Source organism: Sphingobium olei, from assembly GCF_042678845.1.
Taxonomy (GTDB): Bacteria; Pseudomonadota; Alphaproteobacteria; order Sphingomonadales; family Sphingomonadaceae; genus Sphingobium; species Sphingobium olei.
Window position 1 is genome coordinate 25,104 of the sequence record NZ_JBHTLS010000121.1, and the last position, 25,237, is coordinate 50,340.

General features: G+C 66.2%; 24 protein-coding genes. 8 read left to right on the forward strand and 16 right to left on the reverse strand.

Features of this window, described 5'->3' with window-relative positions; translation table 11 throughout:
- Positions 1-35 precede the first annotated feature (35 nt).
- Both ACFQ24_RS10015 and ACFQ24_RS10020 read left to right on the forward strand, forming a co-directional pair.
- Positions 36-569 (forward strand): CHAP domain-containing protein, encoded by a 534-nt coding sequence (locus ACFQ24_RS10015; RefSeq protein ID WP_380910837.1) that lies wholly within the window; start codon positions 36-38, stop codon positions 567-569.
- Between the two features lie 75 nt (positions 570-644).
- Entirely contained in the window at positions 645-1,382 is a 738-nt protein-coding gene (locus ACFQ24_RS10020) for a CHAP domain-containing protein (protein ID WP_380910839.1), read from the forward strand.
- A gap of 28 nt (positions 1,383-1,410) precedes the next feature.
- Here the strand turns inward: ACFQ24_RS10020 and ACFQ24_RS10025 are convergent, their stop codons facing one another.
- From ACFQ24_RS10025 to ACFQ24_RS10055, 7 genes are all read right to left on the reverse strand, one after another.
- Complete coding sequence (locus ACFQ24_RS10025) at positions 1,411-1,701, reverse strand: DUF3297 family protein (protein WP_380910841.1); 291 nt, start codon at positions 1,699-1,701, stop codon at positions 1,411-1,413.
- Between the two features lie 52 nt (positions 1,702-1,753).
- Complete coding sequence (locus tag ACFQ24_RS10030) at positions 1,754-2,584, reverse strand: S1 family peptidase (protein WP_380910843.1); 831 nt, start codon at positions 2,582-2,584, stop codon at positions 1,754-1,756.
- 3 nt (positions 2,585-2,587) lie between these two features.
- Entirely contained in the window at positions 2,588-3,010 is a 423-nt protein-coding gene (locus ACFQ24_RS10035) for a DUF350 domain-containing protein (protein ID WP_380910845.1), read from the reverse strand.
- A gap of 63 nt (positions 3,011-3,073) precedes the next feature.
- On the reverse strand, positions 3,074-3,391 hold the full coding sequence (locus ACFQ24_RS10040; protein WP_380910847.1) for a hypothetical protein: 318 nt from the start codon (positions 3,389-3,391) through the stop codon (positions 3,074-3,076).
- A 112-nt stretch (positions 3,392-3,503) separates the two neighbouring features.
- Positions 3,504-4,745, reverse strand: a complete 1,242-nt coding sequence (locus tag ACFQ24_RS10045; RefSeq protein WP_380910849.1) for a class I SAM-dependent methyltransferase — start codon at positions 4,743-4,745, stop codon at positions 3,504-3,506.
- A 31-nt stretch (positions 4,746-4,776) separates the two neighbouring features.
- A complete protein-coding gene (locus ACFQ24_RS10050; protein ID WP_380910851.1) occupies positions 4,777-5,523 on the reverse strand; it encodes a molybdopterin-dependent oxidoreductase in 747 nt (248 codons plus the stop codon).
- Positions 5,520-6,236, reverse strand: coding sequence for a cytochrome b/b6 domain-containing protein (locus ACFQ24_RS10055; protein WP_380910853.1), 717 nt, complete (start codon positions 6,234-6,236; stop codon positions 5,520-5,522). Before ACFQ24_RS10055 ends, ACFQ24_RS10050 begins: the two co-directional genes overlap by 4 nt.
- A gap of 304 nt (positions 6,237-6,540) precedes the next feature.
- On the opposite strand from ACFQ24_RS10055, the gene ACFQ24_RS10060 reads away from it, so the two are divergent.
- On the forward strand, positions 6,541-7,050 hold the full coding sequence (locus ACFQ24_RS10060; RefSeq protein ID WP_380910855.1) for a porin family protein: 510 nt from the start codon (positions 6,541-6,543) through the stop codon (positions 7,048-7,050).
- Positions 7,051-7,101: 51 nt separating this feature from the next.
- Here the strand turns inward: ACFQ24_RS10060 and ACFQ24_RS10065 are convergent, their stop codons facing one another.
- The 4 genes from ACFQ24_RS10065 to ACFQ24_RS10080 form a co-directional block, all read right to left on the reverse strand.
- Positions 7,102-7,524 carry a hypothetical protein gene (locus tag ACFQ24_RS10065; RefSeq protein ID WP_380910857.1) on the reverse strand — a complete coding sequence of 141 codons (423 nt, stop codon included), beginning with the start codon at positions 7,522-7,524 and terminating at the stop codon, positions 7,102-7,104.
- Between the two features lie 13 nt (positions 7,525-7,537).
- A complete protein-coding gene (locus ACFQ24_RS10070) occupies positions 7,538-8,341 on the reverse strand; it encodes a YkgJ family cysteine cluster protein (protein WP_380910859.1) in 804 nt (267 codons plus the stop codon).
- 146 nt (positions 8,342-8,487) lie between these two features.
- Complete coding sequence (rlmN, locus tag ACFQ24_RS10075; protein WP_380910861.1) at positions 8,488-9,759, reverse strand: 23S rRNA (adenine(2503)-C(2))-methyltransferase RlmN; 1,272 nt, start codon at positions 9,757-9,759, stop codon at positions 8,488-8,490.
- A 35-nt stretch (positions 9,760-9,794) separates the two neighbouring features.
- Entirely contained in the window at positions 9,795-10,283 is a 489-nt protein-coding gene (locus ACFQ24_RS10080; RefSeq protein ID WP_380910892.1) for a hypothetical protein, read from the reverse strand.
- A gap of 183 nt (positions 10,284-10,466) precedes the next feature.
- On the opposite strand from ACFQ24_RS10080, the gene dnaN reads away from it, so the two are divergent.
- Entirely contained in the window at positions 10,467-11,579 is a 1,113-nt protein-coding gene (dnaN, locus tag ACFQ24_RS10085) for a DNA polymerase III subunit beta (protein ID WP_380910863.1), read from the forward strand.
- 69 nt (positions 11,580-11,648) lie between these two features.
- Positions 11,649-14,264 (forward strand): EAL domain-containing protein, encoded by a 2,616-nt coding sequence (locus ACFQ24_RS10090; protein ID WP_380910865.1) that lies wholly within the window; start codon positions 11,649-11,651, stop codon positions 14,262-14,264.
- A 17-nt stretch (positions 14,265-14,281) separates the two neighbouring features.
- On the opposite strand, the gene ACFQ24_RS10095 is transcribed toward ACFQ24_RS10090, so the two are convergent.
- The gene (locus ACFQ24_RS10095) at positions 14,282-15,196 is read right to left on the reverse strand and encodes a bifunctional helix-turn-helix transcriptional regulator/GNAT family N-acetyltransferase (RefSeq protein ID WP_380910867.1); all 915 of its coding nucleotides are present in this window, start codon (positions 15,194-15,196) and stop codon (positions 14,282-14,284) included.
- An 89-nt stretch (positions 15,197-15,285) separates the two neighbouring features.
- On the reverse strand, positions 15,286-18,111 hold the full coding sequence (locus ACFQ24_RS10100; RefSeq protein WP_380910869.1) for a TonB-dependent receptor: 2,826 nt from the start codon (positions 18,109-18,111) through the stop codon (positions 15,286-15,288).
- Positions 18,112-18,285: 174 nt separating this feature from the next.
- Here ACFQ24_RS10100 and pip point away from each other — a divergent pair, with 174 nt between their 5' ends.
- The gene (pip, locus tag ACFQ24_RS10105) at positions 18,286-19,224 is read left to right on the forward strand and encodes a prolyl aminopeptidase (RefSeq protein ID WP_380910871.1); all 939 of its coding nucleotides are present in this window, start codon (positions 18,286-18,288) and stop codon (positions 19,222-19,224) included.
- A gap of 23 nt (positions 19,225-19,247) precedes the next feature.
- The gene (locus tag ACFQ24_RS10110; RefSeq protein ID WP_380910872.1) at positions 19,248-19,655 is read left to right on the forward strand and encodes a membrane protease subunit; all 408 of its coding nucleotides are present in this window, start codon (positions 19,248-19,250) and stop codon (positions 19,653-19,655) included.
- A 4-nt stretch (positions 19,656-19,659) separates the two neighbouring features.
- Here the strand turns inward: ACFQ24_RS10110 and ACFQ24_RS10115 are convergent, their stop codons facing one another.
- Genes ACFQ24_RS10115 through ACFQ24_RS10125 form a run of 3 tightly spaced genes read right to left on the reverse strand, consistent with a single transcriptional unit; the run spans position 19,660 to position 23,364 of the window.
- Positions 19,660-20,202 carry a SixA phosphatase family protein gene (locus ACFQ24_RS10115; protein ID WP_380910894.1) on the reverse strand — a complete coding sequence of 181 codons (543 nt, stop codon included), beginning with the start codon at positions 20,200-20,202 and terminating at the stop codon, positions 19,660-19,662.
- A gap of 12 nt (positions 20,203-20,214) precedes the next feature.
- Positions 20,215-22,953 (reverse strand): ATP-dependent DNA helicase, encoded by a 2,739-nt coding sequence (locus ACFQ24_RS10120; protein WP_380910874.1) that lies wholly within the window; start codon positions 22,951-22,953, stop codon positions 20,215-20,217.
- Positions 22,954-23,001: 48 nt separating this feature from the next.
- Entirely contained in the window at positions 23,002-23,364 is a 363-nt protein-coding gene (locus tag ACFQ24_RS10125) for a PilZ domain-containing protein (RefSeq protein ID WP_380910876.1), read from the reverse strand.
- A 130-nt stretch (positions 23,365-23,494) separates the two neighbouring features.
- Between ACFQ24_RS10125 and ACFQ24_RS10130 the strand changes: the two genes are divergently transcribed.
- A complete protein-coding gene (locus tag ACFQ24_RS10130; protein WP_380910878.1) occupies positions 23,495-25,075 on the forward strand; it encodes a lysine--tRNA ligase in 1,581 nt (526 codons plus the stop codon).
- The last annotated feature ends 162 nt before the right edge of the window (positions 25,076-25,237 follow it).

Here is a 25,237-nt window from a genome sequence, read left to right on the forward strand (position 1 = left end):
GTTGAAGCCTACCATAAGTCGGGGTCGCACTTCACATGTCAGCTGGTTTTCGCGCGTTTTTCGCGACGTTCTTTCTTGCGCTCTCGACACTCGCGACCGTTCCCGCCTCTGCTGGCACATTGCAATGCGCGCCCTTCGCTCGTCAGGTGTCCGGCATCGATTTGCATGGCAACGCCAACACCTGGTGGGGCCAAGCCGAAGGGCGCTATGACCGTGGTCACGAACCGCGCGTCGGCTCTGTCCTCGCTTTCGCCTCCAGCCGTTCGATGCCGGTCGGCCATGTCGCCATGGTCAGCAAGGTGGTGAGCGGTCGCGAAGTGCTGCTGACCCATGCCAACTGGTCCTATCGCGGCGGGATCGAGCGTGATGTCCGCGCCATCGACGTCTCGCCCAACAATGACTGGACTGACGTGCGCGTATGGTACGGCCCCACCGGTGGCCTTGGTCTTCGGTCCAACCCCGCCAAGGGCTTCATCTACGCCAGCGCGCCCAAGGCAGCCGATGCCGCGCCGGTGCAGATCGCATCGGCCGATGCGACGGGTGCCGCCGCGCTACGCGCTGCTTTCTAAACCATTAACCTTTCCACAACGGTCCTGAGACTAGGGTCGCTCCCGGTGGGCTGATTCAGGATTTCAGGATCGCATATGGTTCGAAAGGCGATCCGGACGGCAGTCATTCTGCTGTCCGGCATGATGGCTGCGCCTTCGCTTGGCGCGGGGATGCTGCAATGCGTGCCCTATGCCCGCATCGTATCGGGCGTGGAGATTCGCGGCGACGCGCTCACCTGGTGGGACCAGGCTGAGGGCCTCTACAAGCGGGGGACCAAGCCGAAGAAGGGTGCGGTTCTTGCTTTCCGCCCCTATGGTCCGATGGCGCTGGGCCATGTCGCCGTCGTCAGCAGGATATTGGATGACCGCCGCGTGCTGATCCGCCACGCCAACTGGTCCGCGCCGGGCGCGATCGAGGAAGATGTTCTGGCGCTGGACGTATCGGCGGAGGGGGACTGGAGCCAGGTCCGCGTCTGGTACAGCCCCACCGGGCAGATGGGCGCGCGCACCAACCCCACCTATGGCTTCATCTATCCCGCCAAGGCGAAGCTGCATGATTTCACCCCGGACCCGGCGCTGGGCGACAGCATACGCTTCGCCAATGTGGATCGCCGTGACTGGGATGCGGTTGCCGCCGGGCCGCGATCGGACACGCTGCGGCGGATGCCGGTCCTTGCACTCGGACGTACCCCTCCCGCTCCGGGCAAGCGGCGCAACAGCGCTCCGCGTCTGGAAGCCGATCTCTCCATCGCCCGCTATGCAGAGGCGGTGCCTGCCGAACGGACCTTGAGCGCCATCATCGCAGACGTGAAGCGGGAAGCGGTGCTGAACTGAAAAGGGGCGCTGTTCGCGCCCCTTTTCGTCATTCGGATTCGCTGGCTTTGTCGTCGGCGGCGGGCGGTTCGGACCCGTCCGCCGGGGCCTCGAACCAGGCCTCGACCTCGCCGGTCAGCTTGATCGTCAGCGGATTGCCGTGCCGGTCGCGCGTCTTGCCGGCGGCGACCCGAATCCAGCCTTCGGAAATGCAATATTCCTCCACATCCTTGCGCTCGCGCCCCTTGAAGCGGATGCCGATGCCGCGCTGGAGCACGTCCATGTCGAAATGGGGGCTCTTGGGATTGGTGGACAGATGGTTGGGGGGCGTGTCGCTCATGGATGTTTCCTTGGAAATATCGGCCGCGCCTAGCGGTTGCGCCCCGCCGCCGTCAACCGCCTTGGCCTTCGTCCACGTCGCAGAAGATGCGGCGGATGACCCCCCGGTCGAGCCAGGCACCGAAGCGGCTTTCCGCGTCGGCCAGGCCCGTGAACGGATAGGCGATCGGCCGGTCGTCCACGCTGCGGCTGGCGGCGGCCAATCGCGTCACCGCATCGGGAGCGGCGGTCAGGATGCGGCCGCGCCGGTCGGTGGAGGCGCTGTTGAGGCCCACGACATGCCCGTCCTCGGCAAAGACCGGACCCCCGCTGATGCCCGACAATGTGCCGTCGCTTTCGGGCAAGCGGCCGCGCTCCGCCCAGGCGAGCACCGGCTGCGTCACTTCGCTCCTGCCGCGTCGGGCATTCGCTTCGCCAATCAGTTCGGAAACCACCAGCGTCGGCTCGCCGGCCGGAAATCCCATATGATAGCCGGGGGTGCCCGGTTGCGGCATGCGCGGTGACAGGGGCAGGGCTTCGGGGCTGGACAAAGCATCGGGCACCAGGGCCGCGTCCGCCTCGCGGCTTTCGATGACCCGCTGCACCGGCCGCGCGAACCGGCCTTCCTCCAGCCCCACCCGCGCGCAGCCATGGGTCACATGTTCCGCCGTCAGCCACGCCCCGTCCCGGTCGACGGCGAAAGCGGTGCCCATCGAGTCCGCCTGCCTGCCCGGCTCCTCGATGGCATATCGCTCGTCGCCCCATTGCGGCATCGGCCGGCGTGGGGATCGCGGGTCATATTGCTCGATCCTCAAAGGCGGCGTTTCCACGCCCTGTCCGAACCAGGCGAGCAGCAACAGTCCGCCAAGGGCGAAGGGCAGGCAGCCGCATCCGCCGCGCGCCATGGGTCAGCCCGCGATCGCGGCGGCGGTCAGGCAGGCGATCGCCGCCTTCGTCATCGCAAGGAAGATGGCGGCCGACCGCTCGTTCGCTTCGATTCGCGCGGGCAGCGTGCCCAGCAGGAAGTCGACAAGGCGGAAGGCGATGAGTTGCAGCACCAGCGTGACGCTGCCCCAGATGATGATGTCCCAGACATTGACCGATCCGGCAAGGCAGAAGGCGAGCGGCACCGCAAGGCCGAGCGCCGCCCCGCCGAGCGAGATGGCGGCGGCCTCGTTGCCGACGCGGATCAGTGCGAACTCGTCATGTGGCGTAATCCAGAGATAGAGCGCGAGCGCTGCAATCCAGACCAGCGTCGCGCTCCCCAGGTGCAGGAGCAAGATCGGCAAGCCCGACAGAAGGCTGTGGATGACGGGCATGGGGTCGGTCATGCCTCCCCCAATGCAGCAACCCGCCCGAAGGTTCAATCGGGCGGGTCGTTGCGGTTCGGCAAATCAGCGGCAGATGCGAACGCGGACGTCCCGGTCGCGATAATAGTCGTACCGCCACTCGGTCCAGCAGCGCTGGCGATAGGCGTAGCGGTTGCCGCGCCAACCATGGCGATCGCCTCGCCAGCCGTACCGATCACCCCGCCAGTGCCGACGATCGCCGCGCCAATCGCGGCGGTCGTCCCACCGGCGATTGTCCCAGCGCCCGTCACGGCCGTCGCGCCAGCCGCCGCCATAATATTGCGCTTGTGCCGGGACAGCGGCGGAGCCGATACCGGCAAGGGCAATGCCTAGCACCGCCGCGCCCTTCCAAAAGAGTCTCATGTGCGTCTCTCCTCATCCGACCCGCCGACCCTTGGCGGGAGCATGAAGCGGAGAATGCGCGCATCGAACTGAACCGTCCGGGAACGGTGCCGTAAGCGGCGGTTAAGGATATTCAGCGGCCCCGCAGCGCGCTTTCGGCTTCCAGCATATAGTCGCGCGTGATCGGCAGAGCGCGGCGGTCGCGGACATATTGGACCTGGAAATTCACCATCCCGCCATGTTCGAATACCGTCGCCGCGCCAGCGAGGTAGAAGGTCCAGAGGCGGAAGAAACGCTCATCGTAAAGGCCGACGATCTCCGCCTTGTGCGCCATGGTCCGCTTGTACCATTCGCGGATGGTAAGGCCATAATGAATACGCAGCACCTCGACGTCCGTGACCATCAGGCGCGTGCCCTCGCTGCCGCGTATCATTTCGGAAAGGGCGGGGATGTAGCCGCCGGGAAAGATATATTTCTGGGTAAAGGCATCGGTGATGCCCGGTCCTTCGACACGGCCGATGGTGTGGATCAGCATGACGCCGTCGGGCGCCAGCAACTCGCGGCATTTATTGTAGAAAGTGCGGTAATGCGCGGTGCCGACATGTTCGAACATGCCCACCGACACGATCCGGTGGAACGGCCCTTCTATGTCGCGATAGTCGATCAATTCGAACCGGACATGGTCGGCCACCCCCGCGTCGGCGGCGCGCTGGCGCGCGACCTTGAGCTGTTCCTCCGACAAGGTGATGCCCGTTACGTCCACGCCGCAGGTACGGTGGAGGTAGAGCGCCATGCCGCCCCAGCCGCAGCCTATGTCCAGCACCTTCATGCCCGGTTTCAGGTGCAGCTTGGCGGCGATATGCGCCTTCTTGTCCTCCTGCGCCTGTTCCAGGCTGATCCCGGCCTCATTGTCCGCGTCGGGAAAATAGGCGCAGCTATATTGCTTGTCGCGGTCGAGGAAGAGGTCGTAGAGTGCGCCCGACAGGTCGTAATGATGGGCGACATTGGCCTTCGACCGGCTCTTGTGATTGAGGCGCCAGAATTTCTGGCGCGCGCTCTTGATGCCGCGGCTGAGGACGCTCTTGGCGTCGATCGAGCGGCCCTGCTCCCAAGGATTGTTGGCGCGGATCATAGATATGAATTCCAGGATGCCCCCGCCCTCGATCGTCACTCGCCCGTCGATCCATGCCTCCGCCATGCCGAGGCGCGGATCCTTCACGATGTCGAAGGGCACGCGCCCGTCCTTGAAGCGCAGGGCCAGCGCCGGGAAGGCGGGATCGGGTTGCCCGACCGTGAAACTGCCGCCTTTCGCATAGTGGATCGTCAATTGGCCGCGCGAAACCAGGCGCTTCAGAACATGCTCGAAAATCTTCATGGGGTCGTCCTGTCAGGTCATTTCGCGGGCGTCAAATTCCGGCATACCATTCATATCCGGCATGATCTTCCCAATAGCCGCCCTTGCCGCGGCCGATGGCGGACAGGCTTTCCACCGCTTCGATCCGTGTCAGATATTTGGCCTGCTTGTAGCCCAATTGCCGCTCTACCCGCAGGCGCAAGGGCGCGCCGTTGGCGACCGACAAAGGCCGGTCGTTGAGCGCGAAGGCAAGGATCGTCTGCGGGTGAAAAGCATCGACCAGATCGATGCTTTCATAATAGGGCTGGCCGTTGCCCATCCTGTCGGCGCAGTGAAGGACTATGTAGCGCGCGCCCGGACGCAGACCGGCGGCGTCCAGCACGGTCTTCAACGGCACGCCGCGCCACCTGCCGATCGCGCTCCACCCCTCGACGCAATCATGGCGGGTGATCTGTTCGCGGTGCGGAAGTGTGCGCAACTGAGACAGTGAAAGCGACAGCTTCCGCGCGACCTGCCCATCGACGCGCAGCCGCCAGTCGGCAAAGCCGCCCCGCCACCACGCCTTGTAGTCGGGCGTGTTGGGATTGGCGGTACCGTTCGCGCGGAAGAAGGGCGAAATCTGGTCCGGGCGATACTCGGTCGCCAGCGCGTCGCGCGCCATCAGGCTGCGCTGCGCCCATTTGTGGAAATTCTCGGCGGAAAACAGCGCCTCGCGGAAGGTCGCGTTCGCCGCCAGCCGATCGCAGCCCGCCAGCGTTGCGGTCGCGCCCAGCAGAAGTGCGCGGCGCGCGATCATCATGGCCGATCCTCCGGCAGCCGGTAGCGGCCAGTGAGGATGCCGCGCAGCTGGTTCAAGGGGCCGGACAGCAGCACCATCGCGATATGGACCAGGAAGAAGGCGAGCAGGGCAAAGGCCATGATGAAATGGATGGAGCGCGCCGACTGCCGTCCGCCCAGCAGGTCGAGCAGCCATGGCATCGCCGCGTTCATGCCCGGAGACATGGTGAGACCCGTCAGGATCAGCAGGGGCAGCGCGACGAAGATGACGCCGATATAGCTCGCCTTCTGCAACATGCCGCAGCGTAGCGCGGCCTGCCCGGTCGGGAAGCGCAACCGGGCATGGTCTTTCACGTCCTGCCAGACGTGGCGGGGCGTCAGGTCCGATCGGGTGAGGGCCAGGTCGCGTTGCACATGACGGTTGGCGAGGCTCCAGACCATGTAGCCGAGCAGCGCGAAGGCAAAGAGGGGCGCGGCCGCCAGATGCCAATGGCGCGACATCGCCAGGCTGTAATGGGCGGGCAACGTGATCCAGCCCGGAAACCGATCCAGCACCAGCCACGCCGGATCGAAGTTCGCGCCATATTGGCCCCAGTAGAGGCGGGGATGGGCATTGAAGATGCCAAGGCCGCTGGTGAAAAGGATGTAGAGGAGCAACGCGTTCAGCCAGTGCCAGAGCCGGGTCGACAGGCGATGCCGGCGGACCGTCCTGCTGCTGTTGGAGACGCTGTCCATGGCCCCCAGCCTAGCCATTTCCACGGTGCCGTCCAACAGGAAAGGAGCGTCGCTTGCCCTGTCACGGATTTGCAACACAATGACCTAAATTAAAAAAATGGATTACGGGTCCCTTTGCAACGCAAAGTCCGTACCCTAGATGGCCGGTCATGATCCTGATGCAGATCATATCTGCTGAACCCATGTAAGAGGGCAGTAAGAACAAAAGAGATTTGTGTAGTCAATCTATGCAGAAACTCTGCATCGAACCTGAACGCCGGATGAATGTCTCAATAACGGCGACTAGATAAATATCGAGGACTTTATGAAGACTGTGATTTTCGCAGCGATTGCTGCTGCCTCCGCTCTGTCTGCTCCTGCTTTCGCTCAGGACGCCGCGCCTTTCACCGGGCCGCGCGCGGGCGTGACCATGGGTTGGGACAAGACGCAGGGTGAAGACGGCTTCGCCTATGGCGTGACCGCCGGTTACGACCTCGCGCTGACGCCGCGCGTCACCGTGGGTCCGGAAGTGTCGTTCGGCGATTCGACCGTCGATGGCCAGGGTTTCCACGCGAGCCGTGAAATCGCCGCTTCGCTGCGCGCCGGCTATGTCGTGACGCCGCAGATCCTGGCGTTCGGCAAGGTCGGCTACACCAGCGCGCGCATCGAGTCCGGCGCGGCCCACACCTCGCTGGAAGGCGTCCGCTATGGCGGTGGCCTGGAATATGCGGTGACGCCGCAGACTTACATCTCGGCTGAATATCAGCGCAGCGAATATGAAGACAATTTCGGCGGTCGCGACGCGGCGATCGTCGGCGTCGGCTTCCGCTTCTGATCCGTCCCGATCGGAAGAAAGAAAGGGCGGTCCGACGAGGCCGCCCTTTTTCTATGCCGGAAGCGGCAGAATGTCCGGTTCCACCCAAGCACGGCGCGCTTCCGCCGACATCAACCGATCGCGCGACCAATAGGTGAAGAGCCAGTCCTTGTCGCCCAGAGCGGACGCCATCAGCGCTGCATAGGCGGCGCAAGGCATGGCGTCGCGCTCCAGCCCCGCCAGCAACTGGCGCGCCATATGCAGCGACGCCTGCGTGATCGTCTCATGATAGCCGGACGTGTCGCTGTTCACGCCGCCGACGCTTTCATTGTAGCGGCGGATCATGTCGGGCATGTCATGTTCCGGCAAGATGTCTGGACGGCGCAGAATCAGCCATAAGGCGGTCGCGAAATGCGCGCCGTGCGTCCAGCGCTCCTTGGGCAAGGTACAGGCGCAAAAGGCGCGGGCCAGTTCCTCTATCTCTTCGTCGGTCATGGTTCGGTCCGTATCAGCTTTCGTCAGCAAACAGCGGCAGATAGCGGTAGCCGCGCGTAGGGTCCGGTAAGGCATCAGCCCCTTGCGCCTCCGCGATCATCCGCCGGGTCGCCTCGCGCGGCGACACGATCTCGACCCGGATTGGCTGCGCGTCGGCGGGCGTAGGTTCGTCCCGAGCGGCCAGCAACGCCTCCAGCAATCGCGCAGGCTCAGGCTGCCAAACGGCGTAGCCTTCGTTGGCGAGCGCAACCTGATCGATGCCCAGCCGCGCCAGCAGCCTGACCTTGGCCGCGACATCGCCCACGCCCGCAGACCGGGCCTGCGCGATGGCGAGGGCCGTCACAGGGTCGGCGATGCCGTTCATCGGATCGGAAAAGACGGGCTGCGCGCCGCCCCAGGCATCGGCCGGGCATAGCTTCTCGGCGGCCATGATCTGCCGGTCCGGCCGGATTTCGGCGGGGTAGATCCGGCACGCATTGGGGCGTCGATGATAAGCGCCGCAGCGCATGTCAGGCTGAAGATTGGGGCAGGGACCGTCGAACACGGCTGTCAGAAGCACGGCGACGGTTACGGGAAGCGCGCCACTGGTCGCCCGCACCGCGCGCGCGGCGCGATACGCCTCGCCGGAGGCTTCGGCAAAGGCAAGGTCGGGCGCGGCGTCGCACAGCAATTCCACGCGCCCGCCATGGTCCACCCAGTCAATGGCTTCGGACAGGCTGAGCAGCAGCCGCAGGCCGTGACAGCATCTGCCGCAGGCCGTGCAGGAAAAGTGCAGGGGCGAAGCCGCCTCTGCATCGGTAGGCGAAAGCATGGACATCGACGCGAACCCGGTATCTGGAAGAGGGAGCCGCCCCGCGCGTCACCCTGTTCCGGCGCACGGGCTTCCTTTTGAAATCCTCGCGCGCTCGTTTCGCTAAGGCCGGGTTTTCACGACCAGGTCAAGATGCCCGCACGAAAGGCCGATCAGCCGAGCGCGGCCTGCTTCTCCTCGGCAAGGCGCTTCATCTCCGCCTTGCTCTTCTTTTCGCTCGCGGATTTGAGCTGCCCGCACGCCGCCATAATGTCGCGGCCGCGTGGGGTGCGGACCGGGGCGCTGATGCCGCCTTCGAACACGATGTCGGAAAAGCGCCTGATCCGCTCGGGCGTCGAACATTCATAGTCCGTGCCCGGCCAGGGATTGAAGGGGATGAGGTTCACCTTCGCCGGCAGCTTGTAGTGGCGCAGCAGGCGGACCAGCTCGCGCGCATCCTCGTCGCTGTCATTCTTGTCCTTGATCATCACATATTCGAACGTGATGCGCCGGGCGTTGTTCGCGCCCGGATAGGCGGCGCAGGCGGCGAGCAGCTCGTCGATGCCGAACTTGCGGTTCAAGGGCACCAGCTCGTCGCGCACCTCCTTGGTCACGCCGTGCAGGGAGACCGCAAGGTTGACGCCGATCTCCTCGCCCGCGCGGGCCATCATCGGGATGACGCCGGAGGTGGAGAGGGTGATGCGCCGCTTCGACAAAGCAAGGCCGTCGCCGTCCATCACGACCTTGAGCGCGTCGCGCACATGGTCGAAATTATAGAGCGGCTCGCCCATGCCCATCATGACGATGTTGGTGAGCATCCGGCCGTCCGACGTGTAATGCGACGCCTCGTCGCTTTCATCGTCATTGGCGCTCGCCATATTGCCGCGCGGCCATTCGCCCAGCGCATCGCGCGCCAGCATCACCTGCCCCACGATCTCGCCGGGAGTCAGGTTGCGGACGAGGCGCATCGTGCCGGTGTGGCAGAAGCTGCAATTCAGGGTGCAGCCGACCTGGCTGGAGACGCAGAGCGTGCCCCGATCCGCGTCGGGGATGAACACCATTTCATAATCCTGCCCGTCGTCGGAGCGGAGCAGCCATTTGCGGGTGCCGTCGCTCGATACCTGCGCCTCCACGACCTGCGGGCGGCCGACGACGAACCGTTCCGCCATCCAGCCGCGCATCGGCTTGGCAAGGTCGGTCATCGCCTCGAAATCGGTAACGCCGCGATGATAGAGCCAGTGGAACACCTGCTTGGAACGCAGCTTGGCAGCCTTCGCATCCAGCCCGGCTTCCTCGAACGCGCCCTTCATCTGCGGGCGCGACAGACCCATCAGGTCGGTGCGCCCGTCTTCGCGCGGGGTCACGGCGCGCGGCACGGGCACAGGATCGATAGCGCCGGGAATCGGCATCAGGGGGCTGGCGGATGTCTGCATGGCCGCGCACATAGTCGATTTCGCGGCTTTTTTAAAGGCGTGTCGCGTCAGCGCAGACGCGCGCAGCCCAGCGCCGCCGCGTCGATGGCGGTGGCCGCGCCGCGCAGCGCGTAATTGTCGGCAAAGCCGCGGCCGTTCGCGCCGACGCTGGCGATGCTCATGCCGGTGGCGGAGCGCATCGCCGCGATGATCTGCGCGTCGGCCCGCGCGTCCGCAGCCCAGGCATCCATCTGCCCCGCGACCAATGTGAAGCGGCGCTCGCCGACCTTCAGAAGCACCGGCGCGTCGCTCCTGCGCATCCGGCTCAGGCGGAAATGTACCTGCCCGCGCACCCGCTGGCGGGGCCAGGTTCCGACCGAAGCGAAGCCCCTGGGCGTCTGGCCGGCCGGCAGGATGGGCTGCGCGATGGCGTAGCAGCGCGGCGCGCGAGGATCGCGAAAGGCACCCCAGCTATCGAAGATGCCCAGAGAATCGCGCGCCGCCGCCGGGCCGGCGATCGACAGGGCGCATATCGGCAGGAGGAGGAAGGCGCGCATCGGACCGGCAAAGCGCAAGCCTTACCCTTTTGCAACCCTTGGCATGGCAGGCGCGACTTTCAAAAGCCGACACGCCCGCTTGCAGGGGGCGCAACAGCGGTTATGAAGAAGCATCCATCATTGTCGGCGGGATTCGACCGGGTCCATAGCAGCCACTTACAACAGAACGGACAGAACAGGGACATGAAGGCCACCATCGAACGCGCAACGCTCCTCAAGAGCCTGAGCCACGTCCAGTCGGTGGTAGAGCGGCGGAACACCATCCCCATCCTGTCCAACGTACTGATCGAGGCGTCGGCGGACGGCGCAATCAAGCTGATGGCGACCGACCTGGACCTGCAGGTGGTGGAAAGCGTGGCGGCGCAGGTGGAACAGGCCGGATCGACCACCATTTCCGCGCACACGCTGTTCGACATCGCCCGCAAACTGCCCGAGGGAAGCCAGGTGTCGCTGCATGCCGCCGAGGGCAAGATGCTGATCCAGGCGGGCCGCGCGCGGTTCAACCTGTCGACCCTGCCGCGTGACGACTTCCCGGTGATCGCGGAAGGCGACCTGCCTACCCGGTTCGAGCTGCCGGCCGAGACGCTGAAGCAGATCATCGACAAGACCCGTTTCGCCATCTCCACCGAAGAAACCCGCTATTATCTGAACGGCATCTATTTCCATGTGTCGGAAGAGGCAGAGCCGGTGCTCAAGGCCGCCGCCACTGACGGGCATCGCCTCGCCCGCGTCACCGTCAGCCGCCCGGACGGCGCGGAAGGCATGCCGGGGATCATCGTGCCGCGCAAATGCATCGGCGAACTGCGCAAGCTGCTCGACGAGGTCGAGGGGTCGGTGCAGATCAGCCTGTCGGCCAGCAAGATCCGCTTTGGCCTCGGCAGCGCCATCCTGACCAGCAAGCTGATCGACGGCACCTTCCCCGATTACAGCCGGGTCATCCCGACCGCGAACGACAAGCTGCTGAAGATCGACCCGCGCAGTTTCGAGGACGGCGTGGACCGCGTCGCCACGATCGCGACGGAAAAGACCCGCGCGGTCAAGATGAGCCTGGACAAGGACCGCATCACTCTGTCGGTCACCAGCCCCGAAAACGGCACAGCGGCGGAAGAGGTGCCCGGCGCGTTCCAGGGCGAGGGGTTCGATATCGGCTTCAACGCGCGCTACTTGCTCGACATATTGGCGCAGATCGACAGCGACCTTGTCGAACTGCATCTTGCCGACGCCGCCGCGCCGACGCTGATCCGCGAAAGTGACGACAGCCCCGCGCTCTACGTGCTGATGCCGATGCGCGTTTGAGCCGCTGAAACATCTCCATTTCTGCTGCTAAGTAATTCTCTGGCAAGGAGTTTGGGCTAGGTAGGGCCCATGTCCCTGCTGCGCGCTTCCGTCACCGACACGCCACCCCGTTCAATGACACTCATGGTGGCGCTCGGACTGGCGGAGAGCGGCACAGAAGTGTCGCCATTCTGGATTTCCGGCGCCTTCGCGCATATCGCCCGGCTCTGGCCGCTCATCCTGCTGGCGAAACTCTGCATATCGCTGTTGCTCAGCCTGTCCCCGCTGTCGGGCGGCGCGGTCCAGCTCGGCATCTTCGTGGCTGTGCTCGCGATCGACGCCATCGTCATGACCGTGCCGCGAACCGTCTGGTTCCAAGGCCACAAGCCCCATCTCCAGAAACGGATGATGTTGCCCGCAGTGTTCCTTTCGGGCCTGACCTTCAGCCTGTGGCTGTCGCACCAGCCGCCTGCTGCGACCGACACGTTGTTCCTCGCCGCCGTGCCGGAACTGGCCGTGGCCCTGCTCGCGGCGAGCATCTTCGGCAATCGCCGCCTGCTAGGCATCAGCTACTTCACCGGGGCACTGATCGTTTCCGCCATCGAGAAAGCGGGGTTGGCGCAGATCGGCCTGCTGATGAGCTGCGTCATCGTTATGCTGGTCGCCGCGCTGCGCCAGGCGATGCACGATCGCGAGCATGCGATCGAAGGATATCGGCAGGAGCTGCGTGCGAAACGATCCGACCGGCTGCTGCAGGAACATGAGCGGAGCGGCCGCGGCTGGTTCTGGGAAACGGACCGGCAGGGGTGCCTGACCTACCTTTCCGATCCACTCGCCCGGACGCTGAACCTGTCGGCGGACGCGCTGATCGGCCGTCCCATCACTGACATCGTCCGGCCGGGCGACAAGAAGCAGGGCGATGGCGAGCGGACGCTGGGCTTTCACCTGTCGGCGCGCACCGGCTTTTCCGACATTCCGGTCTGCGCCGCCCTGGTCAAGGACGAGGAACGCTGGTGGTCCATCTCAGGCCAGCCCGTGTTCAACGAATATGGCCAGTTTCACGGGTTTCGCGGTTCCGGCACCGACCTCACCGAAATGCGCCGCAGTCAGGCGGAAGTCACCCGGCTGGCGCAGTTCGACAGCCTGACGGGCCTCGCCAATCGCATCCAGATGCTGCGGTCGCTGGAACAGGCGGTCGCCAGCCGCCACGGCAAGCCTGGCGAATGCGCGCTGCTGATGCTCGATCTGGATCGCTTCAAGAGCGTCAACGACACGCTGGGACATCCGGCGGGTGATGCGCTGCTGCGTCAGGTCAGCCAGCGCCTGCAAACGGTGGTGGGGGACAAGGGGTTGGTCGGCCGGCAGGGCGGGGACGAATTCAAGATCCTGCTGCCCGGCGGGCAGGACGCGAAGCTGCTGTCCCATCTGGCGCAGGCGATCATCAGCGACGTGTCGCAGCCCTATATGATCGAAGGCACCGCCGTCGTCATCGGGGTGTCGATCGGCATCAGCAGCGCCCCGCAGGATGGGGTCACGGCGGACGCGCTGATCCGCAACGCCGACCTTGCGCTTTATGCGGCCAAGGGCGACGGGCGCGGGGTCCATCGCTTCTATTCGTCGGACATGCATACGGACGCGGAGGATCGCCGCCAACTGGAGCAGGATCTGCGCCAGGCGCTCATCAATGACGGCCTGCATCTGGTCTATCAGCCGGTCGTGTCCTCCAAGACCGAACAGGTCACCGGCTATGAGGCGTTGCTCCGCTGGAACCATCCGGTGCGCGGCGCGATCTCGCCCGCGGTCTTCGTCCCCATTGCGGAAGATACCGGCCTCATCGCGCAGATCGGCGAATGGGTGATGCGCACCGCCTGTCGAGACGCGGCCCAGTGGCAGGACGGCATTCGCGTGGCGGTCAACGTGTCGCCGACCCAATTCGCCAATCCGGGCTTCCCCTCCACCGTCATGGGCGCGCTGGCCGCGTCCCAGCTCGCACCCGAACGGCTGGAGCTGGAGATCACCGAGAGCGTCTTCCTGAACGACGACGACGGCACGGACGCGATGTTCAGCCGGTTGAAAGGCATTGGCGTACGTCTCGCGCTCGACGATTTCGGCACCGGCTATTCCTCGCTCGGCTATCTGAAGAAGGCGCCGTTCGACAAGATCAAGATCGACCAGAGCTTCGTGCGCGGCGCCGCTGCGAAGGGCAGCCGCAACAGCGCGATCATTAAGGCGATCGTCAGCCTGGCCGAGGCTCTGGGCATGGACACGACGGCGGAGGGCGCCGAGACGCAGGACGAACTCGACCTGATCCGTCAGCTAGGGTGCAGCCATATCCAGGGCTATGTCTATGGCCGGCCCATGCCGATGGCGGACGTGCTCGCTCGCCAGCAGAGCGCCGGCACGGCCGCATTCGCCGAAGGATTCAAATCCAGCCGACCCGAGCGCAAGAAGATGCTGCGCACAGTCGCCGTCCATCATGACGGTCATGTCTATAACGCGCGCATCCGCAACATCTCCGCCACCGGCGCGCTGATCGAGGGGCTGTGGAACGTGCCGGAAGGCACGCTCTTTGCCGTCGAGATCGCAGAAAGCCAGTTCGTCAACGCGACCGCGCGCTGGTCGAAGGAAGATCGCACCGGCGTGGAGTTCGCAGGCGCGATCGACCTCAGCAGCCTGCGCGCCGCGCCCAAGGCCTTGGCCGGCTAGGTCCGGCCCCCGGACACCTATGCCTCAAGCGTGAGGCGCCAGGTTTCTCCCTGCACCGGATCACCGAATTCGCTGTGCATCTCGACATCGATGCATTCGAAGCCGTGCCGGGCATAGATGCGGCGGGCGGCGTCCAGCACCGTGTGCGTCCAGAGCATGATCCGATCATAGCCGACATCCCGCGCGAACTGGACGCAGCTGCGCACCAGCGCGTCGCCTATCCCCCGACGCCGGGCGAACGGCTCCACATGCAGCAGGCGCAGCCGTGCCGTCCCGTCGCCTTCATCCGTCAGCAGCACGGCGCCGGCTATCACGCCCGCCAGGTCGGCGACCCAGCATTGTTCCCGGTCCGGCTTGAAGTCGCGCAGGAATGCGGCGACCGTTTCGGCTTCCAGCACTTCCAATGCACGTCCCCAGCCGTGGCTTGCGGCATAGAGGATGGATTGCCGCGCCGCGATCTGGCTGACCTCTCCCGTCCGCGCGGGTCGGATGACGAAGTCCATCGGCGCGCCGGGATCGAGGAGGAGGCGCGCTTTGGTCAGCGCCTGGACCAGCTCGTCGCGTTCAAGCTCGGCGAGGGGGGCAAGATCCTGCGCTACGGCGGCGCGCTGGCGCCTGTCGATCTGGTCGAACGCGGCGCGCCCTTGCTCCGTCAGGCTGATCGATCGGATGCGGCCATCCCCTTCGCGGCGATCCCGCCTGATCCACCCGCGCTGCTCGAAACGCGCGATCACGCGGCTGAGATAGCCGCGGTCGATGCCGAGTTCGGCCTGCAACGTCTGCGCCGCGACCGGTTCCCGCTGCGCGATCTCGAACAACAGCCGCGCTTCGGGCAGGCTGATGTCTGTGTCGAGGAAGCGCGCGTCGATCGCGCCGACATGGCGGGTGAAGAAGCGGTTGAAGCTGCGGATCGATTCAATGGCGGCGTCCATGCCGCAGGAAAACGCCATATAGTTGACTGAGTCAACTTAATTCGCATGAGCTTTGTATCTCGGACGTGGTCGATGGAGCCGACGACTGCCTAACCACGTCTTCCGCGCCCGGCCCCGAAATTGGGGGAGAAGAGTTTGCGGAAGCTGATCGACACCGTCCGGCCCTGCGCATCCAGGTAGCCCGGCTGGTAGCGCAGCGGCGTCATGCCGGTGGCGTCGGTTACGTCGCGTCGCTGGTTGAAGAGGTTGTCGACGCTGATCTGCACCCGCGCCCCGCGCAGGAAGGGCACCCGCTTCACCAGACTCGGCATCTGGGTGAAATTGGCGAACAGCCGCAGGTCGACGGTGGCGAGGCTGCCGAAGTCGAGCCGGCTGTTGCCGCCCAGCGCGCCGTCGACATGCGTGCCGCTTTCCCAATCGACACCCAGCCGCGCGCCGATGCCGTTGTTGCTATATCCGATGCGCGCCTGAAGCTCGTGCCGGGGCTGGCCGCCCGACGATCCGGTGGCGTCCCCGTCCAGCAGGTCGAGCGGCGCGATGCCGGGCGCGATCAGGATGTTCTCGGTGAAATGCCAAGTGTGGTAGAGGCTGAAGCTCAGCCGTCCACCGCCACCGCCGCCTGGTCCGCCGCCGAAGCCGCCGCCGGGAGGACCGCGGAAGCCGCCTCCGCCCGGACCTGCGCCGCTCGCACCGCGCCCGCCACGCTCGCCGCCCTGTCCCGCGCCGTCTCCCGGCGGAGGTGGCGGGGCGTCGCCGCCCTGCCGTGGCGGCCGGCCGCGCATGAACGCCGCGCGGATGTCGTCCAGTTCCTTCGGGCGATCCTCAGGCTTGGAGCCCGCGGCGCGCCATGCCTCGATCACCTTCTGGATGTGTGATTTCAGCGGGACCGACAGGTCGAAGCCCCAGCGCAGTTGCTCGCTCTGCGCGCGCAGGAAGTTGAGCGGCCGCGCATCGATCTGAAGCAGGTTGCCGTCCGCGTCGCGCAGGAAGCGCTGGGGGAAGGCGGCTTCCAGCGCAGGCGTCGGCGTGGGGAAGGCGAAGATCGGATTGCGGGTGCGGCTGTTGAGGTAGGTCGCGGTCAGCGTCAGGTTCGGTTTCTCGAACGGCTTGACCGTGGCCGTCAGCCGGAACTGGTCGCGCACGCTCTCGCGCAGGGTCGGGTTGCCGCCCGACAGCTGGGTCACGAACACGCTCTGGCCCGTCGCATAGTCGAACACGGACAGGTTGGGCGTGGCGATCAGCGGATCGGTGATCTGCGCGCCAGTGGGAGCGGCGCGATCCTGGCTGGCGGACGCCAATATCTGCACGGCGGCCACCGGCTTCCAGCGCAGCCCGTAGCCAAGCGTGGAGAGCGTGCCGAAATCCGAATAATGCTGCGCCGCCGCGTTCACATTGACGCTGACGTCGCCGACCGCGCCCAGCACGCCGCGCGACCGGCTGGTGATCGGCAGGTCGATGCTGACCTGGCCGCTGCCGATCTCCCGGTTATAATCGGTGCTGCTGGCGATGCCGCCGCGCAGCGACCGGCTGGAAAAGCCGTTGGCCGACGCGCCGACCCGGATCGATGTCATGACCTTTCCGGCGGGCAGGTCGAAGGGCGATCCGCTGACCAGCAGGTCGCCCTGCAGCGCCTGGCTCTTCGCCCGCGCGCTGTCGACGATGCGTGTGCTCACCAGCGTGCCGGCGAAGGTGCCATAGGGATTGACCGCCGGGTCGCCCGCGTCGATCGCCGACTGGATCGCGCCTGTCGCCACCCCGCGATCGGTGTGCGTGTTGGTGACCGACAGGTCGCCATTGCCGGTGAAGGACCATAGCCAGCCGCGGCCCAGCCCGCCGTTCAGCGTCAGCCCGACATGGCCGGTATTGCCGCGCACCTGCTGTTGCAGCGCGCCCGCCTGCGTAAGGTAGCGGTACAGCGTCACGTCGCTGGCGAAGGGGGAGAAGGGGCTGCCGCCCGGCAGGGTCAGCGCCGCCTGCGACAGGCCCTGGAGCGTATCGCTGTCCGACAGCTGCAGCCTGGCGTTCAACGTCGCGGACACGCCTCCCAGCGCGCGGGACAGGGTGGCGTTGGCGGCGAAGCTCTCCGTCGCGGGGCTGAGCGTGCGATAGCGTGTGACGTCGCTGACTTCCGGCATGTTCGCGCCGGCGACGAAGCTGGAGAGGGACGGCGGTGCGCCGGCTGGGCTCGCAGGCACGGCCGCCACGGTGACCGGCTGGCCCGCCAGCGCCGACAGGGCAGGATCGATCTGCGCGCCCGCAATGGCTGAGGTGATATTGCCGCCGATCGCATAGGGCCGACCGGGCGCAGCCGACACGATGCCCCGCTCGCTTTCCAGCAGGTCGGCGGCACGGTTATATTCCAGATTCAGGCTAAAACGGTTGTCGCCGCGAATGCGCAGCAAGCCGCCCTCCACCTCGCCGTTTTCCCCGCCGCCCTGCGTGGTGGTGCCGCCGCGCAGTTGCGCGGTTTCCGCCCGGAAACGCTGCCGCAGCACGATGTTCACCACCTTCTGCGTTGGTGCATAGCCATAGGACAGGGCGACCTGCTCGGGCAGGATGTCGACGCGAGCGATGGCTTCGGACGGGATGTCCTGGATCTCGGAAAAGCTCGAAATGCGCTTGCCGTTCAGCAGGATGACGGGCGTCCCGTTGGTCTGCGGCGCGAGTTCGGTGATGAGTTCGGAGATGGAGGTGACGCCCAGCGCGCGCACGTCCGCCGCGCCAAGCGACTGTTCGGGCTGGATGTTGCCGATCACCGATCCGCGCGGGGCCTGTCCGGTGACGACGATCTCATCCTCGTCCGGGGCGGCAGCGCCACCCTGTGGCTGATCCTGCGCCCGTTCCTGCGCCAGCAAAGCGCCGGGCGCTGCGCCGAGCAGGAGGGGAAGCAGAAAGACGGTTGCGGATCGACGCACGAAAACCCCCGAACAGAAACAAGATGCTGGTTTCGGCCTAGCCGCCACTTGTCGCAGGACATTGGCAAAGGCCAGGCTAAACTGTCGCAAGATGTAACGTCGCGGCTGAACCGGCGATGGCCGGGACGGCAAAGAGGCTGGCGGCAAGCGGGCGTGCGGCATAGAAGAAAGGCCATGCGCACTCTGTATCCGTCCATCGATCCTCATGCGTCCGGCCATCTGGATGTGGGGGACGGCCACGCCATCTACTGGGAACGGGCCGGCACGCCGGGCGCGAAGCCGGCCGTGTTCCTGCATGGCGGGCCGGGCGGCGGCATTTCGCCCGATCATCGTCGCCTGTTCGACCCGGCGCGCTACGACGTGCTGCTGTTCGACCAGCGCGGCTGCGGCCGGTCCACCCCGCACGCCAGCCTGGACGCCAACACGACCTGGCATCTGGTCGCCGACATCGAGCGTCTGCGGGAGATGATGGGCGTCGACCGTTGGCTGGTGTTTGGCGGCAGTTGGGGATCGACGCTGGCGCTCGCCTATGCGCAGGCGCATGTGGACCGCGTGACCGAATTGGTGCTGCGCGGCATCTTCACGATCCGCAGCCGAGAAATCGACTGGTATTATCAGGAGGGTGCGAGCCGCATCTATCCCGACAAGTGGGAGCGGTTCGTCGCGCCGATCGCGCCGGACGAGCGGAACGATCTGGTCGCGGCCTACCGCCGTATCCTGACCGGCGACGATCGCGCGGCGCAACTGTCGGCGGCGCGCGCGTGGAGCGTGTGGGAAGGCGAAACCATCCGCCTGCTGCCCGATCCGATCTTGTCCGCCACCCACGACGCGGACGATTTCGCGCTCGCCTTCGCGCGGATCGAAAATCATTACTTCACCCATGGCGGCTGGCTGGAGGAAGGGCAGTTGCTGCGCGAAGCTGGTCGGCTGCGCGACGTGCCTGGCGTGATCGTGCAGGGGCGCTACGACATGGCCTGCCCGGCCGAGACCGCCTGGGCGCTGCACCGGGCGTGGCCGAAGGCACGCTTCGAAATGATCGAGGGCGCGGGCCACGCCTATAATGAGCCGGGCATATTGGACGCGCTCATCCGCGCGACGGACGGGTTTCGTTAGAACAGCATGATAAGGAGGGGGCAATGCGAATTTCGAGCGGCGGGATAATCGGGATATTTCTTTTGGTCCTGATCACCCTTTCGGGGGCGCTGTGGGGTTGCCCCAGCTACCGCGTCTACAGCCAGGAGCAAGCCGGGCGGGCAGCGCTGGCCGAGGCGCAGTCATCCCGCCAAATCGCCGTGCTGGAAGCCAAGGCCCGGCTTGAAAGCGCCAAGATGCTGGCGGATGCCGAGGTGGTTCGGGCAGAGGGTGCTGCACGTGCCAACCGCATTCTCCAGGACAGTCTGGGCGGTCCAGACGGCTACCTGCGCTATCTTCAAATCCAGGCAATCGACAGCAAGGACGCCAGCATCATCTACGTCCCCACCGAAGCCGGATTGCCCTTGCTGGAAAGCAGCCGTTTGGTGGCACGGCCGCAACAGCCGGAATAGCGGGCTAGCGCGTGCCGGGGCCGAGGGCGGGGTCCAGGTCGCGGGGGCGGGTGAAGCTGGCGAGTGTCGCGACATTGTCCCGCGCATCGCTCCAAGCTTCGACGGCCAGGTCCAGGACCGCGAGGCTGGCGGTCGGGAACTTGACCTCTACATCCTCGCGCAGGGGGCTGGCGCCATCGTCGGGCACCAGGTCCAGGATCAGCTCCTCCAGCCCCGGATTGTGCCCCGCCATCAGCACCGTGTCGGCGCTGCCGGGCAGGTCGCGCACCACGTCCATCAGCGTAGCGGGGGAGGCAAGATAGATGCGCCGGTCCCAGCGCGCCTCCAGCGTCTCGCCATAGCCAGCGAAGAAGGTTTCCAGCGTTTGCACCACCCGAACGGCGGGTGAAGCGACCAGCAGGTCGAACCGCATCCCCTTTCGCGCGGCATGTTCTCCCATCAGCCGCGCCGCTTTCTCCCCGCGCCGGTTGAGCGGCCGGTCGAAGTCGCGGGCGACCGGATCGTCCCAGTCCGACTTGGCGTGGCGCAACAGGGTCAGGCGCTTCAACATCAGTCTCCGTTACGGCAGGCCGGATTCGAATCCCTGATGCCCCAAAGCGGTCGGTGCGCCAAGCGATTGATCGCGCGCCTGCCCACTGACCGCAATGATGGCTTCGTCCAGCGTCACGCGGCGCACCGGCGTGCCGGGTGGAAAGGCGCTGAGCAGGCGGCTGGGCATGGCGGCGGAGAGGATCACGAACTGCCCCCTGTCCTCCGCGCGGCGGATGAGCCGGCCGAACGCCTGTGCCAGCCGCGCGCGAATCAGTCGGTCGTCATAGGCGTTGCCGCCGCCGGCCAGCCTGCGCGCCGCATGCAGCACCGTCGGCTTGGACCAAGGGACGCCCTCCATCACCACCAGCCGCAGCGAATGGCCGGGCACGTCCACGCCATCCCGCAAGGCATCGGTGCCCAGCAGCGACGCGCGCGGATCGTCGCGGAAAATGTCCACCAGCGTGCCCGTATCCATCGGGTCGACATGCTGGGCGTAGAGCGGCAAGCCGCCACGCGCCAGCCTATCAGCGATGCGCGCATGGACCGCGCGCAGTCGCCGGATCGCGGTGAAGAGGCCGAGCGTTCCGCCGCCCGCCGCCTCGATCAGCCGGGCATAGGCGCCGGACAGGGCGGCGATGTCGCCGCGCTTGATGTCGGTGACGATCAGCACTTCGGCCCGGCCCGGATAGTCGAAGGGGCTGGCCGCCTCGAACCGCTCCGCGCCATGGGGCAGGTGGATCGCCCCGCTGCGCGCTGCCGCATTGTTCCACTCGCCCCCGCCCTTCAGCGTCGCGGACGTGACGATCACGCCCTGCGCGGGCTTCAGCACGGTTTCCGCGAGCGGTCGCGTCGGATCGAGCCAATGGCGGTGGAGGCCGATGTCGAACTCCCGCCCCTCCATGCGATCGACCGTCATCCAGTCGACGAAGTCCGGGTCCGCCGGCCCGCCGATCCTCGCCAGCAGGGCGAGCCAGGCCGCGATCAGGTCACGCCGCCAGCCGAGCGAGGCGACCGCGCCCTCGATCCGCGCCCGCGCCGCGCCGTCCAGCCAATCGGGCGCATCCTCGATCACGGCTTCCAGCCGCCGGGCGAGGCGGACGAGCGGCTTGATGAGCGCGTCGAGTGCCAACGCAGCCTCCTGCGCCGCCTCCACCAGCGCGCCGTCCGGTTCCGCCAGCTCCGTCTCCAGCCCGTAACCGGCATCCGCCTCGCCAGCGTCCGCAGCGCGCGCATAGACGGTGCCGCGCACGGCGGCGAGCAGCGCCTCCAGAGGGCCGAAGGGTTCGCCGGCGACAACGCGCTTCAACCACTCGTCGGCGGGCAGCGCCTGTGCTGCATCGATGGCAGCGCGGATCGCCTGGCCGCCTTCCTCGTCATAGCTGGCAAGATCGGAGAGGCGCGCGGCAAGACCCCGCCGCCGCCCGCGCGATCCATTTTCCGGCCCCATGATCCAGCGGCGCAGTTCGATCGCCTCCTGCCCCGACAGCGCGACGGAGAAGGTCGAATCGGCCGCGTCGAACAGGTGATGGCCTTCGTCGAAGATGATCCGCTGGGGCCGCTGCCCGGTTTCGCGTCCGCGCGCGGCGTTGATCATCACCAGCGCGTGATTGGCGATGACGATGTCCGCATCGGCGCTTGCGCGTGCAGACCGCTCGATGAAGCATTTGCGATAATGGGGGCAGCCGGCATAGATGCACTCGCCGCGCCGGTCTGTCAGCGCGGTTGATCCGTTGCGGCGGAAGAGCGTGGGCAGCCAGCCCGGCAGGTCGCCGCCCACCATGTCGCCATCCTTGGAAAAGGCCGCCCAGCGCGCGACCAGTTGCGCCAGGATCGCGGCGCGGCCCGCAAAACCGCCCTGCAACGCATCTTCCAGGTTCAGCAGGCAGAGGTAATTTTCCCGCCCCTTGCGCACCACCACGCGCCGCGCCGCCACCGCGGCATCGGGAAACAGGCGCAGCGATTCCCGGTCGAGCTGGCGTTGGAGCGCCTTGGTATAGGTGGAGACCCACACTGTGCCCTGCGCTTCGCCGGCCCAGAGCGATGCGGGCGCGAGATAGCCCAGCGTCTTGCCGATCCCGGTCCCCGCTTCGGCCAGCAGCATGTTGGGCTGGTCGCGATGGCGCTTGGGCGTGAAGGCGGCGCTGGCGGCGGCGGCATAGGCGCGCTGGCCGGGGCGGGGTTCCGCGCCGGCGCCTGTCAGCCGGTCCAGCCGCGCCAGGACCTGATCCTCGCTGAGGCTGATCGTGCGCGGGGCCGGGCGCGGCTGCGCCTCCTCCCATTCCGGCAGCTTCGAAAAGAGCCAGCGCTCCGCCTCTCGCGGTCGGGCGATGCGCGGCGCGACAAGCGGCGACCAGGCCCAGCGCAACCGGTGCAACGACTGGGCGGCGGTCCACGCGCCCTCCCGCTCTATCCAGTCGGTCGCGTCGATCCGCGCCAGCAGTGCAGCCGTCGCCTGCTGCAACAGCGCGGGAATGTCGCCTTCCTCGATTGGGGCGGGCAACCCCAGCGCCGCCGCCAGCCCCTTGGGCGTGGGCACCAGAAAACGGGCGGGGTGGATGAAGGCCCAGAGTTCAAGCAGGTCGAGACCGTTGAGTTCGGGGTAGCCGAGCCGCTGGCCGGTCAAGGGCGCGTTGAGCAGCAGCACCGGCGTCTCGGCCGCGCGGGCGATGGCCTGCCCCTTGGCAAGGCCCTGCGTATGGCCACCTTCGCGCAGCCAGATGCCGCCATGGCTGGCGTGAAGCGCGGGCAGGTCTGCGGGATCGATCACGTCGCCGATCTAGGCCAACGGGAACAAAAGGAAAACCTTAAAAAGCCGTCAGACCATCCGTCGGCCGAAGCCGCCCATAACGGGTGCCGCCATCTGGGGCCGGGGCCGCGCGGGCGGCGGCGCATGTCGCGGGCCGCGCGCCATTTTGAGCCGCTCGTAGAGGGGACCGTCGCTTAAGAGATAGGGGAAGCGGATGCCCATGCGATCCTCTTCGGACCATTGCACCGTGCCGAACACGGTATAGCCGTCCAGGTCGATCTGGCATTGCGAACGCGCAGGAAGGGAGCAGCCGACGATCTGCGCGCCGCCCTCGCTGAGGTCGACGATCGTGCCTTCCAGGCTGTCGAGCACCGTCGTCACGACTATGGGAATGTCGACGATGATGCGTTCGCGACTACGCTTGACCTGCATGAGACCTCCTGTCCGAAGGAATTATCGACAAGCAGGGTAAATGGGGGGTTAATTTTTGAGACGTCAGCGAAATGATTTGGGCGAATCTTGACCGTTTTCTTTCGCCGCGTGCGGGGGTAGGGGGCTGGGCATGACCATGTCCGACATCATCCGCACCGCCGCGCAGGCGTCCAAGGCCTGGCCCTATGAAGAAGCCCGCAAGCTGCTGAAACGCTATGCGGCCGGCGCGCCCGACAAGGGGCATGTGCTGTTCGAAACCGGCTATGGTCCCTCGGGCCTGCCCCACATCGGCACCTTCAATGAAGTGCTGCGCACCACGATGGTACGCAACGCCTTCCACGCCCTGTCGGATATCCCGACCCGGCTGGTGGCGTTCAGCGACGATATGGACGGCCTGCGCAAGGTGCCCGACAATGTGCCCAACCAGGCGATGCTGGCCGAGCATCTGGGCAAGCCGTTGACGCAGGTGCCCGACCCGTTCGGGAAGTATGAGAGCTTTGCCCACCATAACAACGCGATGCTGCGCGAATTTCTCGACCGCTTCGGCTTCGACTATGAATTCGTGTCGGCGACCGAGCAATATCGCGCCGGCGCGTTCGACGATGCGCTGCGGCAGGTGTTGCGGCGCTATTCCGCGATCATGGACATCATGCTGCCGACCCTGCGCAAGGAACGGCAGGCGACCTATTCGCCGGTGCTGCCGATTTCGCCAAGGAGCGGCATCGTGCTTCAGGTGCCGGTCGAGGTGATAGACGCCGAAGCCGGGCTCGTCCGTTTCGAGGATGAAGGCGAGACGATCGAGCAGTCGATCCTTTCGGGCGGCGCCAAGCTGCAATGGAAGGTCGACTGGGCGATGCGCTGGTATGCGCTGGGCGTCGACTATGAAATGGCGGGAAAGGATCTGATCGATTCCGTCACCCAATCGTCGAAGATCTGCCGCGCGCTCGGCGGACGCCCGCCCGAGGGCTTCAATTACGAGATGTTCCTCGACGAAAAGGGCGAGAAAATCTCGAAGTCCAAGGGCAACGGTCTCAGCCTCGAACAATGGCTGACCTACGGCCCGCAGGAAAGTCTCTCCTTCTACGCCTATCGTGAGCCCAAGAAGGCGAAGCAGTTGCACATGGGCGTGATCCCCCGCGCGGTGGACGAATATTGGCAGTTCCGTGGCAATTATCCCAAGCAGCCGGTCGAGCAGCAACTGGGTAACCCGGTCCATCATATTCATGACGGCAAGCTGCCCGCGGGCGAATTGCCGGTGACCTTCGGACTGCTGCTGAATCTGGTCGGCGTGATGGGCGATGCGACCCGCGAGCAGGTCTGGGGTTATCTCCAGAATTATGTGCCCGGCGCGAGCGCGGAAACCTATCCCGAACTCGACGCCCTGATCGGCCACGCGCTTGCCTATCATCGCGATTTCGTCGCGCCGACGCTCAAGCGGCGCGCGCCTGAGCCCAACGAAGCGGCGGCGCTCACGCGGCTGGACGAGCAACTGGCGGCGCTGCCCGAAAACGCCTCGGCAGAGGACATCCAGAATATCGTCTATGCCATCGGCAAGGACGAAACCTTCGGCTTTGCGGAGTTGCGCGACTGGTTCAAGGCGCTCTACCAGACGCTGCTGGGTGCTGATCAGGGGCCGCGCATGGGTAGCTTCATCGCGCTATACGGCGTCGCCAACAGCCGCCGGCTCATTGCGGAGGCGCTCGCCGCCTGAAGCCCGTATTCCCGTGGCATTGCGCTGGCTCAGGGAACTTTCATGCGGGTCGGTGGTTACGGCGAACGGTCCACCCCCCTTTCGGACTGGTGGCGCGCCTTCGCGCACGTCATCGGCCGCGTGCGCCCGGAAACGGGCGACGCGGCCAAGCGGGGAACGGCG

Bases quoted from the DNA above. Each gene is read 5' to 3' on its own strand.
- ACFQ24_RS10045 (WP_380910849.1), bottom strand. From the start codon at position 4,745: ATGAAGATTTTCGAGCATGTTCTGAAGCGCCTGGTTTCGCGCGGCCAA.
- ACFQ24_RS10070 (WP_380910859.1), bottom strand. From the start codon at position 8,341: ATGTCCATGCTTTCGCCTACCGATGCAGAGGCGGCTTCGCCCCTGCAC.
- ACFQ24_RS10090 (WP_380910865.1), top strand. From the start codon at position 11,649: ATGTCCCTGCTGCGCGCTTCCGTCACCGACACGCCACCCCGTTCAATG.
- ACFQ24_RS10110 (WP_380910872.1), top strand. From the start codon at position 19,248: ATGCGAATTTCGAGCGGCGGGATAATCGGGATATTTCTTTTGGTCCTG.
- ACFQ24_RS10130 (WP_380910878.1), top strand. From the start codon at position 23,495: ATGACCATGTCCGACATCATCCGCACCGCCGCGCAGGCGTCCAAGGCC.
- ACFQ24_RS10015 (WP_380910837.1), top strand. From the start codon at position 36: ATGTCAGCTGGTTTTCGCGCGTTTTTCGCGACGTTCTTTCTTGCGCTC.
- dnaN (WP_380910863.1), top strand. From the start codon at position 10,467: ATGAAGGCCACCATCGAACGCGCAACGCTCCTCAAGAGCCTGAGCCAC.
- ACFQ24_RS10025 (WP_380910841.1), bottom strand. From the start codon at position 1,701: ATGAGCGACACGCCCCCCAACCATCTGTCCACCAATCCCAAGAGCCCC.
- ACFQ24_RS10020 (WP_380910839.1), top strand. From the start codon at position 645: ATGGTTCGAAAGGCGATCCGGACGGCAGTCATTCTGCTGTCCGGCATG.
- ACFQ24_RS10040 (WP_380910847.1), bottom strand. From the start codon at position 3,391: ATGAGACTCTTTTGGAAGGGCGCGGCGGTGCTAGGCATTGCCCTTGCC.
- ACFQ24_RS10095 (WP_380910867.1), bottom strand. From the start codon at position 15,196: ATGGACGCCGCCATTGAATCGATCCGCAGCTTCAACCGCTTCTTCACC.
- ACFQ24_RS10030 (WP_380910843.1), bottom strand. From the start codon at position 2,584: ATGGCGCGCGGCGGATGCGGCTGCCTGCCCTTCGCCCTTGGCGGACTG.
- ACFQ24_RS10050 (WP_380910851.1), bottom strand. From the start codon at position 5,523: ATGATGATCGCGCGCCGCGCACTTCTGCTGGGCGCGACCGCAACGCTG.
- ACFQ24_RS10125 (WP_380910876.1), bottom strand. From the start codon at position 23,364: ATGCAGGTCAAGCGTAGTCGCGAACGCATCATCGTCGACATTCCCATA.
- ACFQ24_RS10065 (WP_380910857.1), bottom strand. From the start codon at position 7,524: ATGACCGACGAAGAGATAGAGGAACTGGCCCGCGCCTTTTGCGCCTGT.
- pip (WP_380910871.1), top strand. From the start codon at position 18,286: ATGCGCACTCTGTATCCGTCCATCGATCCTCATGCGTCCGGCCATCTG.
- ACFQ24_RS10035 (WP_380910845.1), bottom strand. From the start codon at position 3,010: ATGACCGACCCCATGCCCGTCATCCACAGCCTTCTGTCGGGCTTGCCG.
- ACFQ24_RS10080 (WP_380910892.1), bottom strand. From the start codon at position 10,283: ATGCGCGCCTTCCTCCTCCTGCCGATATGCGCCCTGTCGATCGCCGGC.
- ACFQ24_RS10055 (WP_380910853.1), bottom strand. From the start codon at position 6,236: ATGGACAGCGTCTCCAACAGCAGCAGGACGGTCCGCCGGCATCGCCTG.
- ACFQ24_RS10060 (WP_380910855.1), top strand. From the start codon at position 6,541: ATGAAGACTGTGATTTTCGCAGCGATTGCTGCTGCCTCCGCTCTGTCT.
- rlmN (WP_380910861.1), bottom strand. From the start codon at position 9,759: ATGTGCGCGGCCATGCAGACATCCGCCAGCCCCCTGATGCCGATTCCC.